Source organism: Vibrio sp. Y42_MX_L11 (assembly GCF_024181785.1).
Taxonomy (GTDB): Bacteria; Pseudomonadota; Gammaproteobacteria; order Enterobacterales; family Vibrionaceae; genus Vibrio; species Vibrio diabolicus.
Genome location: NZ_JAMZAP010000014.1, coordinates 1 through 14,246 on the forward strand (window position 1 = coordinate 1; position 14,246 = coordinate 14,246).

The 14,246-nt window shown below is 46.7% G+C and carries 13 protein-coding genes and 1 pseudogene; 7 read left to right on the top strand and 7 right to left on the bottom strand.

Going from position 1 to position 14,246, the window contains the following annotated elements; genetic code table 11:
* Positions 1-119 precede the first annotated feature (119 nt).
* Positions 120-281 (bottom strand): annotated as a pseudogene (locus NL643_RS14650) (FAD-dependent oxidoreductase); the annotation flags it as partial.
* 703 nt (positions 282-984) lie between these two features.
* Here NL643_RS14650 and NL643_RS14655 point away from each other — a divergent pair.
* Both NL643_RS14655 and NL643_RS14660 read left to right on the top strand, forming a co-directional pair.
* Positions 985-1,893, top strand: coding sequence for a VirK/YbjX family protein (locus tag NL643_RS14655; protein WP_046873855.1), 909 nt, complete (start codon positions 985-987; stop codon positions 1,891-1,893).
* Positions 1,894-1,945: 52 nt separating this feature from the next.
* Positions 1,946-2,497 carry a porin family protein gene (locus NL643_RS14660; protein ID WP_047008000.1) on the top strand — a complete coding sequence of 184 codons (552 nt, stop codon included), beginning with the start codon at positions 1,946-1,948 and terminating at the stop codon, positions 2,495-2,497.
* 47 nt (positions 2,498-2,544) lie between these two features.
* Here the strand turns inward: NL643_RS14660 and NL643_RS14665 are convergent, their stop codons facing one another.
* From NL643_RS14665 to NL643_RS14685, 5 genes are all read right to left on the bottom strand, one after another.
* Entirely contained in the window at positions 2,545-3,453 is a 909-nt protein-coding gene (locus NL643_RS14665; RefSeq protein ID WP_253644688.1) for an EamA family transporter, read from the bottom strand.
* Between the two features lie 66 nt (positions 3,454-3,519).
* On the bottom strand, positions 3,520-4,224 hold the full coding sequence (gene phnR, locus NL643_RS14670) for a phosphonate utilization transcriptional regulator PhnR (protein ID WP_047007998.1): 705 nt from the start codon (positions 4,222-4,224) through the stop codon (positions 3,520-3,522).
* Between the two features lie 9 nt (positions 4,225-4,233).
* The gene (locus tag NL643_RS14675; RefSeq protein ID WP_253644689.1) at positions 4,234-5,958 is read right to left on the bottom strand and encodes a putative 2-aminoethylphosphonate ABC transporter permease subunit; all 1,725 of its coding nucleotides are present in this window, start codon (positions 5,956-5,958) and stop codon (positions 4,234-4,236) included.
* Positions 5,959-5,966: 8 nt separating this feature from the next.
* Entirely contained in the window at positions 5,967-7,073 is a 1,107-nt protein-coding gene (locus NL643_RS14680) for a putative 2-aminoethylphosphonate ABC transporter ATP-binding protein (protein ID WP_047007997.1), read from the bottom strand.
* 325 nt (positions 7,074-7,398) lie between these two features.
* A complete protein-coding gene (locus NL643_RS14685; protein ID WP_029830462.1) occupies positions 7,399-8,409 on the bottom strand; it encodes a putative 2-aminoethylphosphonate ABC transporter substrate-binding protein in 1,011 nt (336 codons plus the stop codon).
* Between the two features lie 266 nt (positions 8,410-8,675).
* Here NL643_RS14685 and phnW point away from each other — a divergent pair, with 266 nt between their 5' ends.
* The 3 genes from phnW (at position 8,676) to phnX (ending at position 12,091) form a co-directional block, all read left to right on the top strand.
* The gene (phnW, locus tag NL643_RS14690) at positions 8,676-9,779 is read left to right on the top strand and encodes a 2-aminoethylphosphonate--pyruvate transaminase (protein WP_253644690.1); all 1,104 of its coding nucleotides are present in this window, start codon (positions 8,676-8,678) and stop codon (positions 9,777-9,779) included.
* 26 nt (positions 9,780-9,805) lie between these two features.
* Positions 9,806-11,185 carry an aspartate aminotransferase family protein gene (locus NL643_RS14695; RefSeq protein WP_253644691.1) on the top strand — a complete coding sequence of 460 codons (1,380 nt, stop codon included), beginning with the start codon at positions 9,806-9,808 and terminating at the stop codon, positions 11,183-11,185.
* A 90-nt stretch (positions 11,186-11,275) separates the two neighbouring features.
* Positions 11,276-12,091 carry a phosphonoacetaldehyde hydrolase gene (gene phnX / locus NL643_RS14700; protein WP_253644692.1) on the top strand — a complete coding sequence of 272 codons (816 nt, stop codon included), beginning with the start codon at positions 11,276-11,278 and terminating at the stop codon, positions 12,089-12,091.
* Positions 12,092-12,167: 76 nt separating this feature from the next.
* On the opposite strand, the gene NL643_RS14705 is transcribed toward phnX, so the two are convergent.
* Positions 12,168-13,196, bottom strand: a complete 1,029-nt coding sequence (locus NL643_RS14705; RefSeq protein ID WP_005463961.1) for a LacI family DNA-binding transcriptional regulator — start codon at positions 13,194-13,196, stop codon at positions 12,168-12,170.
* Positions 13,197-13,445: 249 nt separating this feature from the next.
* On the opposite strand from NL643_RS14705, the gene NL643_RS14710 reads away from it, so the two are divergent.
* The gene (locus NL643_RS14710; RefSeq protein ID WP_005463973.1) at positions 13,446-13,889 is read left to right on the top strand and encodes a PTS sugar transporter subunit IIA; all 444 of its coding nucleotides are present in this window, start codon (positions 13,446-13,448) and stop codon (positions 13,887-13,889) included.
* A 67-nt stretch (positions 13,890-13,956) separates the two neighbouring features.
* Entirely contained in the window at positions 13,957-14,244 is a 288-nt protein-coding gene (locus NL643_RS14715; RefSeq protein ID WP_046873863.1) for a PTS sugar transporter subunit IIB, read from the top strand.
* The last annotated feature ends 2 nt before the right edge of the window (positions 14,245-14,246 follow it).

A 14,246-nucleotide genomic window follows, 5' to 3' on the forward strand; every position in this document is an offset into this window, starting at 1 on the left:
ACTCGAATTTGGCGGCCAAAGCTTCATAACGGGTGTTCAAGAGCATCAGACTCGGCTGCTTAAGCTTCTTGGTGTTCTGTATGAAGCAGTTTATTCCTAAATTGGCTGCGGAATGACGGTTTTTCAGGAGATTGCTGCTTAATCATAATCGCTGTCCAAAGTCCGGTGTAGCCACCACCGACAATAGCAATATCGGTATCAATATTTTGATGTAATGGTTGCGGCGTTTCTGGCTGTTCAGCTTCAATGGCCTGTTTGAACCAGTATGAACTGTGTGTCATCGGATATCCTTGTTAGTGCGTTGCATCGTTTCTGTAAACACTTTACAAACGATGAGCACAATCAACGAGCAAGAATATCTAACGCTGAGCGATAGCAAATGTTGCTCTGAGAGAGTGGAAGTTTCCGCTATCAATGAATACAAAAATGGGGAGCAGCGCTCCCCAAAACAAACAGCAAGGATATAAATTATCGGAAAATCGAGACCGTCTTACTGATTAGTATTTACCGGTTTCACGCATGCAGAGCAATCATACTTGCTAAAGTCATTAAGCGTTTCATAAACCTCTCCTTACTTACCTTTATATCGGGCCTAAATTGGCTCGATATTTATAAGGTACGTATAAAGACCAGAAACACGTCAAAATAATTTCAAATAACGTTCAATTCTTGTTCAACTCATTTCACTTTAACTTAGCAACACGGCATCATACTCTGCCAACACGAGCATTTTTCCACCTCGTAATCACAACGTTCAAAGTGGCTTCCAAACTGACATTTCCTTACCAACCCATACAATACCTAAGGTCAATTTTCTCTTAGAATCCCAACAAAAGAACAGTGTTCAAAACCTTATATAAACGTCGGGCACAGCAAAACCTCCCCTTTTAGTAGTGCTTTGTATTTCCCCTTTTTCGGGTTCTTCGCTGCTCGTCCGTCGGTTCTTAATTGTGGCTGTTGAGCACACGTTAATCTGGAGTGAAAATGACCGCGAACAAATCCATTTTTTACCATAGCAAATCAATTTACTCAGATGATTATGCTGATGTCTATAAGCCAATTTGGACCTACAGAGCTAAGTTCATCTTGCGCGCACTTTACTACAAACGAGCGTTTAAGCACCTGTCAGATAATATTGAATCGTCATTGCTAGAGATGCTTTGTGCACGTACGCACCGATTTTTAGAAAAACCGTTTCGTCCCTACATCATCAAAAATAACTCAGCGTTCGATCGTTCAAACCTAGTGGTTGATCACTACAAAACCATTTCAGAGCTGTTTTCTAAACAGACCATTGAAGAGATCTATACCGATTCAACTGGCTTAACATTAACATCATTTGAAATCGACGAGACATTGTACTCTGTGCGATTGGTGTACGAAGCGCGTTACCAAAAAGAAGGCGACATGAGCCTAGTGCTACACAGCGCGGAGGATGGCAACTTCTATACGCTCTCATTTACTCTCGGCCACATAGAATCTGGACGCAGCATTATGATTGGCGGCTTGCAAGGGCCACGCAGCAGTGAAGAGAACAACGCAAAAATTAAAAAGTTAACTCGTAAGCTTTACGGGCAAAGACCAAAAAGCTTGATGGTGAGTTTGCTCACTTTACTCGCGCAAATTTGGGAAGTGAATACGATTCTAGCGGTAAAAACACAATCCCATACTTATGCTGCACGACGCTACAGTAAAGGACGAATCAAAACGGATTACGATGCACTCTGGCAAGAGTTGGGCGGCACCGAATACAACCGTCATTTCTACTCACTCGATGTGAATGCCCCGCGTCGTGATATCGAAGGCATGTCGCGTTCTAAGCGTTCGATGTATCGACGTCGTTACGAATGGTTAGACAATACCAAAGCGGAGTTCATGACAAGGCTACGTTAACCCAACGCACCACATGACGTTTTGTTTTTTCATTTTATGATTCGGAGTTTTTATGTCTTACAAGTACGCCGTTGCATGCTTACTGTCCGCACTTTCCTTAACGGCTCATGCACAACCAACCCAACATGTTGTTGGAGCAAATTTAGGCTACGGTAATGTTAGTTACGATGTGAACAATAGCCATGATGAAGGTGACATGTTCCTTGGTGATGTATATTACCGTTACATGTTCGATCACAACTTTGGTATTGAAGCCGGCTATAAGGGCGCATTTAACGGCATTGGCTCCGTACTTATCAGTCCCTTAACAGAAATCACCGATGTCAGTTATGGCGGGCCTCGACTCAGCGGTTACGCAAGTTACCCTCTGGGAGCTGGCTTTGAGCTTTACGGGAAAGGCGGTATCACTTACTACACGTTAAGTTACACGCTTAAAAACAATGGTCAGAATAAAGAATATGACGAGTCTAGTCTTGGCGGAGAAGCCGCAGCTGGTGTCGCTTGGGCCTATAAACACTTTGGTTTGAACTTAGAGTACAACTACGCCAAGAATAGCGATTTTGATTCTGGCGGTGTGATGTTTGGTGCACAATTGCGATTTTAAAAATTTAGCTGTGCCAAGGCACCGAATCGACATCGGTGCCTTATACCTCAAGCAGAGCTCAATGACATAATGATTCCGCTCAGGATCAACAGCACCCCGACTCCTCGCGTGAAATACCATTTTTCAGCCAACAACCACACGCCCATTAATAAACCAAATACAATGCTGATTTGTCGCAAAGCCACAACAAGGCTGACGTTATCAGTCATAGTCATCGCAAACAGCACCAAGCCGTAGGTGGATGCCATCATGATGCCAGCCATGCTCGCACTTTTGCGAATCATCCAAGCGGTTTGTAGTTCTTGCTGACTCCCCGAAACAATACACCACAATAAAACCGGTACTCCCATAACCCAAAACTGCACGCCTAGATAAAAAATCGCGCTATAGTGGTCGTTAAGAATGGTCGATGTTTGTTGAGTTAGCAGATTCAGTGCTTGCTTGTCCACAACGGAGTAACCCGTCGTGCCAAACGCCGCAATCAAGGCCCAAAACACACCAACATTCAGGTACTCCCCAAAAGTAATTTGACGAAAACTGGTCACTGGAACTAGGACACAACCTAAAGTAATAAGCAGGAAACCCAACCACTGCTGAGCGTTCAACTCATAACCTAAGGCGACGGTGAGTGCGCCCACCATCATTACAGGAAGTGCTCTCGCAATCGGATAAATCACTCCCACATCGGCGTGCTTGTAGGCCACGATCAAACCAACCAAATAGACGATTTGAGATAAACCACTGATAAACAGCATTCCCCAAAACACGCTGGGCAACGTCGCCCAGCCAATGTTAAAGAGATACCAAATAAGGTAGGGCGTGAGTAGAAGGCAAGCAGATAAACTTGCCGCCATCGTAAACGCGAGCCCTGAACCAGCGTTGCTTTTACCAAGAATATTCCAGCCCGCATGGAGAACAGCAGAAAAAACGACGAGACCAATCGCCAACAAATCCATTTCAATGTTCCTGTCTGAATAAAATAAAGGCCCCGAGATGGAGCCTTAGATAATGAGAAAATCCACTTAACGATTGAGTTCCGCCAGAGATTCAATGCTGATGGCATCGTGTCGCCAATACTCGATATCGCAATCAATCAACTCACCGTGCTGGTTATAGTTGATGCGCTCCACCACCATCGCTGGCGTACCGGCTGTCGCACGCAGTGCCTGAGCCATTTCACCCAACAAAGTGCTGGTTGAAATGCGGTAGCGAATCTTTTGATACGTCACGCCATAATGATCGCGGTAAATGTCCGTCAGTGAATTTGATAAATCGTAATCCAGCAGATTCGGAAACAGCTCAGGGCGAATGTAGTTTGTTACGAATACCACAGGTCTATCTTCAAGGTATCGCACACGGTCGACTCGATACACGTCCGAGAAAGGTTGCAAGTCCAGCAAGCGCGCGGCCAATTTATTAGCCAAAGTGCCTTTTGCGGCTATCACTTCTGTTTTTGGCACACGATTTTGCGCTTTCGCCATGTTCGGGAAGTTTAGCGTTTGGGTTGGGTCGTAACGCAATGGCTCAGGTGAGATAAACCAACCTCGGCGATCTTCGCGATAGATTCGACCTTCTGCTTCCAGCAGTGATAAAGCTTCACGCAGAGTGACGCGTGTAGTATCGAACGACTCCGCCAACTTACGCTCTGCTGGCAGTTTTTGACGCGGCGATAGCATGCCCGCTTCAATCTGTTCAACAATCGAATCTTTAATTTTTACGTATTGCACGAAGTGTCCTTATCTTTTGCGCCAAGCTTGTGTGCGATTCTCTAACAATTTACCCAAAGTCATCTGAACAATCTTCGCAATTGCGGCAGCAATCATGATCATCACCGCCATTGCCGCTGCAGCGCCAGTTTGACCTGCATCGTCCATATTCAGAATCGAGACCGAAGCCGGAATCGTATCGGTTGAGTAAAGGAATACTACCGCAGAAGTGGTGGTCAATGCATTAACAAACAAGTAAGTCGCAATGTCCAAAATCGCAGGTAAACACACAGGTAATGTCACTTTAAAGAACAACTTGTATTGAGGAAGCTTCACTGATGCTGCTGTGGCTTCAATCTCCGATGGCAACTGCTTTAGCGCTGTCAGGGCTGTCATGTGACCCACGGTGTAGTAATGCACTACCGTGTTAATCACCAAGAATGCCATGGTGCCATAAAGCACGTTCAAAGGATTGTTCGCATCATTGAAGTAAAAGATGTAACCCAAGCCAAGCACCATACCCGGAACTGCCATTGGCACCACGCTAAGCATTTGCATCACCTGACGAATTGGACCAAACGCACGCCCTTTCTCAATGCAGTAAGCACCGACAAAGATGATGGCTGTACCGATCACTGCCGTCCAACCTGCCAGCGTTAGCGAGTTGAAGAATGGGCTCCAACCGTAAGTGCTCATTTCAGCAAAGTTGTAGTTGTTTAGCGTCAGTGTTTTGTTCCAAGGCCAGAACGTAACCAACGAGCCATACACCGCCATGCCAAGCACTGCCAACACTGCAATAGAAATGATACTGCAGTAAACCAAACAAATGCTGTCGCGCGCTTTGTTAGGTTCTGGCTGATAAGGTACCGAGCGTGTGTCGAATAAGCTCTTCTGCTTTTTCTGTACCCAGCGGTCTGCGCCGAACGCCATTACCGCAGGGAATAACAACATAATGCTGGTCACTGCACCCATAGCAAAGTTTTGTTGTCCCACAACTTGTTTGAAGATGTCAGTCGCCAGAACATTGTAGCTGCCACCAATCACTTTCGGCACACCAAAGTCCGTGATAACCAGTGTAAAGACCACGATAAGCGTACTGATCAAACCGTATTTCGCCGCAGGTAACGTCACCATAAAGAAGGTTTTGATGGGTGAGGTTTTAAGTGCACGGGCGGCTTCATACAAGCGAGCATCTGAAGTACGCAGCGAAGTGGTTAAAATCATCAATGCATGAGGAAAGGTCCAGAAAATCAAACCCATCGAGATACCAATCACGCCATAAATCGAGTTTCCTAACAGCATCTCTTTGGCAATGCCTTGATTACCAAAAAGGAAGATCAAACTGATCGCTGGCAGTAACGAAGGCGCGAGGATCGGCGCGGTACCTAGGATTTGAAACAAACCTTTAAACGGCATGCATGAACGAGTCAGCGCGTAGGCATAACCAAACGCAAGCACACCCACTACCGAGGTCACAATCACGCCCAAAGTGAAGGTGTTTCCCACTGACACCCACAAGCTTGAAGAGGAAAAGTACGTCGCAAAGTTTGCCAGACCGACAAATTCGCCATTGGCATTTTGCACACTCTTGGTCAACATTGCCCAAAGCGGCATCAAGATGAACAGCACCATCATAGTCGACAAACCAGCGAGCAAACCGAACAACACAAGGTTGTCGCGGCTAACACGTCCGAGTAGGGATTTTGCTTTGTCTTGCGTGGTTAGGCTATTCATCGTCATTGTCTTCGCATCCATGTTTACACCTACGCTGCTAGCGCTTTATCAACCGAGGGCACGGCGTAACCATGCAGCCCTTCTTCAGCAAACTGGATGTAACGTACATCGCCCGCTTTGATATTGAGTTTTTGAACCGTTTCCACAGGCACATCCACGACGATGGTTTTCGTTGAGCTGTCGTTTTGCAATACGCAATCAATGCGGAAAAACGCCCCCAAAAACTCGGTAGCCGTAACTCGCACTGGTAAAGAGTTGGTGTAGTTTTCAACGAACTTGATGCTTTCAGGACGCACCGCAAGGTCGAAGCGATCACCACGTTGGATCTTACAATTGGTCAAGCTTGGCGCTGGCATCAAAGTTTCTGCAATTCGTACTTGGGAGTCCGTTGCGACTGAGGTTTCAATAAAGTTCATGCTGCCGACAAACTCAGCGACAAAGCGCGTGGCTGGTTGTTGGTAGATCTCTTGAGGTGTGCCGACTTGCTCAATCACGCCATGGTTCATTACCACGATACGATCCGCCATCGACAACGCTTCATCCTGATCGTGCGTAACCATGATCGTGGTGATACCAAGCTTGCGTTGCAGCTTACAAATCTCATCACGTAAGTGAACACGTACTTTTGCATCCAGCGCTGACAGTGGCTCATCAAGCAGCAGTAGACCCGGAGACAAAGCCAATGCACGAGCCAAAGCAACACGTTGTTGCTGACCACCAGAAAGTTGGTTAGGGAATTTCTCTCCAGAGGTTGGAAGACCAATGGTTTCTAGCCAGTAGTCCACCTTCTCTAACGCTTCTTTGGTCGACATACCTTGGTTCTTCAAACCCACCGCAATGTTCTCTTGCACGGTAAGGTTCGGAAACAAAGCGTAAGATTGGAAGACGATGCCGAAATCGCGCTTCTCTGGTGGTAAGAATGTAGTCTCTTGACCGTTTTGAAAAATCGCACCAGATGTTGGCAAGTCTAAACCTGCAATGGCACGTAACAGAGTGGTTTTACCGCAGCCAGAAGGGCCAAGAAAACAAACAAACTCGCCCTTTTCAATCGCTAGCGAGATTTTCTTTAATGCAGTGAACTGTCCGAATTGCTTCACTACATTTTCGATATTTAGGTAATGTTGGTTAGTTGACATAACACACGCTCCAAATGGTATATACCAACTTTAGTTTTGGAGTGTTACGTTCCAATGACAAATTTATAGCCAGAAGATGACAAATAGATGAAGGGCGATGAGGTTTGTTTAAGTGGTAATTAGAGATTCCCGACTCGCTCCTTCGTCGCTCTCGAGAATGACGTTGTGGGTGCGAATAGAAGCTCCCAACTTTCTTAAGTCCGTCATTCCAGCGAACCTAGGTGAGACTAGGAATCTACTTTCAGCAAACTCTGAAATAACAGAGAAAACAAAAAATCCACCTCAACCGAGGTGGATTTCAGCATTCTACTCAAAGCAAATTCAATTAAGACTTTGGCTCTGATTTCGCGTCGAACTTCTCAGACCATGCCGCTAGGATCTCTGCACGCTTGCTACCCATTTGCGCGAAGTCCATCTTCGCCATGTTCTCTTGAACGTTCGGGAAGTTAGATACGGTCGCTTTCACGTCTTTATGTGCAACTACTGGGTACATTTCTACGTAAAGCTCGTTTGCCGCTTTAGAGATTGACCAGTCGACAACACGCTTCGCGGCATCCGACTCTTTTACTAGACCAACCGCTTCTGATTCCCAGCCGATGCCTTTTGGCGTGATAACCGCCAGTGGTGCGCCTTGTGTTTTCAGCTTCGCACCACGGCTTGCCATCGAAATACCGATAGCCACTTCACCCATGCCCGCTTGAACACATGGTTTAGAGCCAGAGTGCGTGTAGTGTGCAATGTTCTTGTCTAAGTCACGCATGTAGTTCCATGCCTGATCTTCACCCATGTTTTGTAGCCAAGCAGAAACCTGCATGTAGCCAGTGCCTGAAGAAGCTGGGTTAGGCATTGCTATGTGACCTTTGTAAACCGGCTTTGTTAGGTCTTCCCAAGACGTTGGTTTAGGCAGATTAAGCTGTTTCGCTACCGCTTCGTTGAAACAAACTGCGTTAAAGAACGCATCGTTACCAAACCAAGCTTGGTTTGATTGAGGGTCGTTTAGGTTCGCATGCAGCTCTTCCAAACCTTTTGGTGTGTAAGGCTTAAGAAGACCTTCATCTTTAAGCAGTGCCATTGACGAGCCAGCCAGACCCCAAACCACTTCCGCTTGAGGGTTGTTCTTTTCTGCCAGCAATTTCGCCGTCATGATACCGGTTGAATCGCGAACCCACTTAATCTTGATATCTGGGTTATCTTTCTCAAACGCAGACTTGTATTTAGCAAGAATGTCAGTTTCGAAAGCGGTGTAAACCGTGACTTCCTGTGCTGCCATTGCATTCGTAGCTAGCAGAGAGACAAGTGCAGCCAGCGATCCTTTCATCAAACGGTTTTTCATCATTTTCTCCAGTTAATTTGGCTAAGTTTTAATTTGGTCTGTACCAGTTGACGATATACACCCTACTGAGCCTTTGTGACGAAATTATGACCATTAAATGGCAGTTTTACGAAAATTTGCGCTGAATAATCGTTCAATTGATCCGCCATTTTCTGGATATTAAAGTTTTATGAAATTGGAGATTCGCCTATTTACTGCCCTTTTCTTCCTCGTTAGAGTGAATTCTAAATTTGGTGTATACCAATTAGCCTATTCTGATGGAAATCGAGATGAAAAACGAATACCTACTACTGACTCCAGGTCCTCTATCTACTTCTGAAACGGTACGTGAAGCCATGCTTAAAGACTGGTGTACTTGGGATGATGAATACAACAAAGACATTGTAGAAGTGATCCGCACTAAGCTTGTAAAACTGGCAACTCAACAAGACGGCTACACCAGCGTACTAATGCAAGGTAGCGGCACCGCATCAGTAGAAGCGACGATTGGCAGCGCCATTGGCAAAGATGGAAAATTGTTGGTTGTCGACAACGGTGCTTACGGTGCGCGTATCGCTCAGATCGCTGATTACCTAAATATTCCATGCCATGTAGTTTCCCCAGGCGAAACATCACAGCCACACTTGAACGAGGTGGAAACTGCATTGGCATCGGATCCTACAATCACACACGTGGCGATTGTTCACTGTGAGACAACCACTGGCATGCTGAACCCAATTGAGGCGTTTGCTTCTGTGGCAAAAGCACACGGTAAAGTGGTGATTCTCGATGCCATGTCGAGCTTTGGTGGCATTCCTATCGATATCGCAGAGCTAGGCATCGATTTCATGATCAGCTCTGCAAACAAATGTATTCAAGGCGTGCCGGGTTTTGGCTTTGTGATTGCGAAACAAACTGAGCTAGAAAAGTGCCAAGGTCAGGCACGTTCTTTGAGCCTTGATCTTTACGACCAGTGGCACTGCATGGAAGTGAACCACGGTAAATGGCGTTTCACGTCTCCTACGCACACGGTTCGTGCTTTCTACCAAGCATTGTTAGAGCTGGAACAAGAAGGCGGCATTGAGGCTCGTCATAACCGTTACCAAACTAACCAGAAAACACTGGTTGCAGGTATGCGCTCTTTGGGTTTCGAACCGCTACTGAGTGATGACCTTCATTCACCAATCATCACTTCTTTCTGCTCTCCAACGCACAGTGATTACCAGTTCAAAGCGTTCTACACGCGTTTGAAAGAGCAAGGCTTCGTGATTTATCCGGGTAAGGTGTCGAACGCAGATTGCTTCCGTATCGGCAACATTGGCGAAGTTTACCCAGCAGATATCGAGCGCTTAATCGGTGCGATTGAAAAAGCAATGTACTGGCAAGTTGCGTAAAGCAGCCTTCTGATTGAGAAAGCGTTATGACTCAGAATATCAAACCGACTCATTTCCGCAGCGAAGGCGATGTCAACACAACACCAGCGCGCCAAGCTTGGAATGCATCGATGGATGACGAACGCACGCAAGCATTGTTGAAGCGTGATTCGAAGGTCTTTCTTCACCAAGCCATGTCAACGCCTTGCTTAGATACATTGGAAGCAGCAGAAGGCATCTACATCCAAGATGCTACCGGCAAAAAGTACATGGACTTCCATGGCAATAACGTTCACAAGTTGGGCTATGGTCATCCGCATGTGATTAAACGTGTGCAAGAGCAAATTGCCAAACTGCCGTTTTCACCACGTCGTTTTACCAACGAAACCGCGATTGAATGTGCCGAAAAACTCACCCAAATCTGTGGCGGCGAATTGAACCGCGTGTTGTTTGCTCCAGGTGGCACATCTGTGGTTGGCATGGCACTTAAACTAGCGCGACACATCACGGGCAACTACAAGGTGGTGTCGTTGTGGGACTCCTTCCACGGTGCATCGTTGGATGCCATCTCAGTTGGCGGCGAAGCGTGTTTCCGTCAAGGTATGGGACCATTAATGGCAGGTGTTGAGCGCATTCCACCAGCGGTGTCTTATCGTGGCGCTTTCCCGGTCCCGGACGGTAGCGACGTGCATTACGCCGACTACCTTGAATACGTGATTGAGAAAGAAGGCGGCGTGGGCGCGTTTATCGCAGAGGCGGTTCGCAACACGGATGTTCAAGTGCCGAGCAAAGCTTACTGGAAACGCATCCGCGAAATCTGTGACAAACACAATGTCATGCTGATCATCGACGACATCCCTAATGGCATGGGTCGCAGCGGTGAATGGTTTACCTACCAAGCCTATGACATCGAGCCAGATATGCTCTGCATCGGTAAAGGTTTGGGCGGAGGGTTAGTGCCTATCGCAGCCATGGTAACCAAAGACAAATACAACACTGCCGAGCAAATCTCAATGGGTCATTACACTCATGAGAAAAGCCCTATTGGTTGTGCTGCGGCACTGGCAACCATGGAAGCCATTGAGCAAGAAGGCTTACTAGATAAAGCCAAAGCCGACAGCCAGTTCATGCGTGAAAAACTGCTAGAGATGAAAGCCAAGTACCCTGTGATTGGTGATGTTCGTGGCATCGGCATGTTGTGGGGCATTGAACTGGTCACCGACCACGAAAGCAAAGCACGCGCGTATGATGAAGCGGAAGCTGTGCTGTACCAATGCCTCAACAATGGCGTGAGCTTCAAGGTGTCACAAGGCAATGTGATTCAACTCAGCCCACCGCTGATCATCACTCGCGAGCAACTGACAGAAGCGTTGGCGATCTTCGAAGAAGCGATCGCCAAAGTGTGTAAAGACTTTAATTACTTTTAGGGTCAATAGACCTCAACAAAAACCAATTTATTCAGAGCGCGGTTTCAACGTGAAGACAAGCGCTCTGGCAAGCAAGAAAAAGGATTGAACATGAGCAAATCACCAATTCAAGCAGTGATCTTTGACTGGGCTGGCACTATCGTCGATTTCGGCTCTTTTGCACCAACCAGTATCTTTGTGGAAGCGTTCAAGCAAGGATTTGATTTCGAAATCGATCTTGAAGAAGCACGTGAACCAATGGGGCTTGGTAAGTGGGATCACATCCAAGCTGTGGGTCGTATTCCTACGGTTGATAAGCGTTGGAATGAAAAGTTTGGTCGCTCAATGACCAGCGAAGACATCGACACTATCTACGCGGCGTTTATGTCTCTGCAAAAAGCAAAAGTGGCTGACCACGCAGAACCAATCCTCAACGCAGTTGAAGTTGTGAACGGTCTGAAAGACAAAGGCATCAAGATCGGGTCTTGTTCTGGTTACCCTCGCGAAGTGATGGACGTACTGATTCCAGTGGCAACGGATTACGGCTACCAACCAGATTATGTTGTCGCGACAGACGATCTGCCACAAGGTGGTCGCCCTGCGCCGTTTATGGCACTGAAAAACGTGATTGAGCTTGGTGTAAGCGACGTTAAAGCATGCGTCAAAGTGGACGACTCAGCACCAGGCATCTTTGAAGGTCACAATGCGGGCATGTGGACGGTGGGTCTGCTGCTTTCTGGTAACGAAGCAGGTCTCACGTTTGAAGAATACCAAGCCGCAGACGAAGCAACCTTAGAGAAAGCTCGTGAAAAAGCACGCGCGAAGTTTATCAAGAGTGCACCTCACTACTTAATCGACACCATCTCCGATCTTCCAGAGGTGATCGTAGATATCGAACAACGCCTAGCCACGGGCGAACGTCCGTAGTTTCCGCTCGTGAATTCAGAATGTAAAAAGCCTCTCCATATTGAGAGGCTTTTTGTATTTATGGAAAGCGGAGGGGTCAATTAATCGCGGTACTTGCTCGACGCTTTAGCTTAAAGCCCATACTGGTCGGCCGTTCTTCTGGCTCACCTTTGATGGCATGCAACAGTTTTTCTGCCGCCTTGGTGCCCATGCGCTCGTAATCAAATTCTGCCGATGTCAAACTTGGGTAGGCGTGCTCACCCATGGAAGAGCCTTCAAGGCAAATAATGGCAATGTCGGTCGGGACTTTGAGCACGCGGCGATGGCACTCAAAGAGCGCACCAATTGCTATCTCCTCATGGCTACACACCAAAGCATTCAAGCTTGAATCGCGCAGCAATAACTTCGCCAATCCTTCCGCCCCCAATTGTGAAGATGGCGCTTCATGAGTCGTCAGAAAATGATCTGGGGTGAGATAGTTTTCAATCATCGCACTTTGCCAACCGTGTAACTGGCGTTGCAACGTCGAGTGATTCCCGCGCGCCCCAATAAAACCAACGTTCTTAAAACCTTGTTCAATCAGGTGTCTGGTACAGGCCTTACCCACTTCGAAGTGATCCACGCCAATGTTGAGATAACTGGCCTTTGAGCTCAGTTCGGCAATCTCTAACACTGGCGTATTTGATGCCTCTAACAGTTGATGCGTTCGCTGACTATGCTCACTTCCAAACAGTACAACGCCCGCAGGACGGCTCTCTAAAAAAGTCGAAAGCAACTTTTCTTCTTGCTCAATCGAGTAGTCGCTGTAACCCAGCAATAGTTGATAACCCGCTTTGTTTAACGCCTGTTGGAAGCTTGGTAAGAAATGCGCGCATGCTTTTTCAAACAGTGACGGAATGATAAGAGCGATGGAATAACTTTCTGCAGATGCGAGTGCCCCTGCGGCTTTGTTCGGGATATAGCCGAGCTCATCAACCACTTGTTGAATTTTTTCTCTCAGCTTATCGGATACCAGCTCTGGCGTTCGTAATGCTCGCGACACCGTCATAGTGCCTACGCCTGCTTGTTTGGCGACATCAGCCAAAGTGACATTGCCGGTACTTCTTCGTTTGCGAGGTTCGCTCATTGTTTTTATTTAATGTTCTCTAATTTCAGCTGCGACATCTTATCACAGCGCTTTAATGGTTTTGATATTAGCGCATTAGAACTCGAACACCAGCACATGAAACTTCGATGCCTGATAAAAATGATAGCGCTATCACAATTAATGGTAGCGCTATCAGATAGCGCTACCATTTGTGATCACTCTCAGGTTTTTCTGGCAAATTGATCGATAAAGTACGCAGCAACAAAACAACAAATCGGAAACATTCCAATGCTACGTGAACTGATTACCTCTGATGTCATTCGCATCCATTCTGACGCAACCGACTGGAAAGATGCGATCAGCAAATCTTGTGAAGCTTTGATTGAAAATGGCGCGATAGAACCAAGTTACGTTGAAGCAATTTACCGCTCGCACGAAGAGCTTGGCCCTTACTACGTGGTAGGTCCTGGCATGGCGATGCCACACGCTCGCCCTGAAGATGGCGTTAACCGTTTATCACTGGCGATCACGGTGATCCAAAACGGCGTCAACTTTAACTCTGAAGAAAATGACCCAGTAAAAATGCTGGTCACGCTAGCGGCAACGGACAGTAATAGCCACGTTGATGCGATTTCGAAACTGGCGGAATTGTTTATGAATGAAGAGCATGTAGAGGCCATCTGCAACGCTCAAAGCAAAGAAGATGTTCTTGCGATCATCGACAAATACTAAGTTTTACTCCTGACATACCCCATTCACAAATGGGTATACCCCCTATAAAAAAGAAAAGGTCTGAATTATGAAAATTATGGTTGTTTGCGGTCACGGTCTTGGTACTAGCCTAATGATGGAAATGAGCATCAAAAGCATCGTAAAAGAATTGAACGTCAATGCCGCTGTGGATCACATCGATCTTGGCTCAGCAAAAGGCACAAGTTGCGACATTTTCATCGGCACAAAAGACATTGCAGAACAGTTGGAAGCTCTTGGCGTTGAGCAACGTATCGTAGCGCTTGATAACATGGTCGACAAAGTCGCAATGAAAGAGCGTTTATCTGTGGCACTTCAAGAGCTTGGCGCTCTATAAGG

Bases quoted from the DNA above. Each gene is read 5' to 3' on its own strand.
- phnX (WP_253644692.1), top strand. From the start codon at position 11,276: ATGAGCAAATCACCAATTCAAGCAGTGATCTTTGACTGGGCTGGCACT.
- NL643_RS14685 (WP_029830462.1), bottom strand. From the start codon at position 8,409: ATGATGAAAAACCGTTTGATGAAAGGATCGCTGGCTGCACTTGTCTCT.
- NL643_RS14705 (WP_005463961.1), bottom strand. From the start codon at position 13,196: ATGAGCGAACCTCGCAAACGAAGAAGTACCGGCAATGTCACTTTGGCT.
- phnW (WP_253644690.1), top strand. From the start codon at position 8,676: ATGAAAAACGAATACCTACTACTGACTCCAGGTCCTCTATCTACTTCT.
- NL643_RS14655 (WP_046873855.1), top strand. From the start codon at position 985: ATGACCGCGAACAAATCCATTTTTTACCATAGCAAATCAATTTACTCA.
- NL643_RS14660 (WP_047008000.1), top strand. From the start codon at position 1,946: ATGTCTTACAAGTACGCCGTTGCATGCTTACTGTCCGCACTTTCCTTA.
- NL643_RS14665 (WP_253644688.1), bottom strand. From the start codon at position 3,453: ATGGATTTGTTGGCGATTGGTCTCGTCGTTTTTTCTGCTGTTCTCCAT.
- NL643_RS14695 (WP_253644691.1), top strand. From the start codon at position 9,806: ATGACTCAGAATATCAAACCGACTCATTTCCGCAGCGAAGGCGATGTC.
- NL643_RS14680 (WP_047007997.1), bottom strand. From the start codon at position 7,073: ATGTCAACTAACCAACATTACCTAAATATCGAAAATGTAGTGAAGCAA.
- NL643_RS14675 (WP_253644689.1), bottom strand. From the start codon at position 5,958: ATGGATGCGAAGACAATGACGATGAATAGCCTAACCACGCAAGACAAA.
- NL643_RS14710 (WP_005463973.1), top strand. From the start codon at position 13,446: ATGCTACGTGAACTGATTACCTCTGATGTCATTCGCATCCATTCTGAC.
- NL643_RS14715 (WP_046873863.1), top strand. From the start codon at position 13,957: ATGAAAATTATGGTTGTTTGCGGTCACGGTCTTGGTACTAGCCTAATG.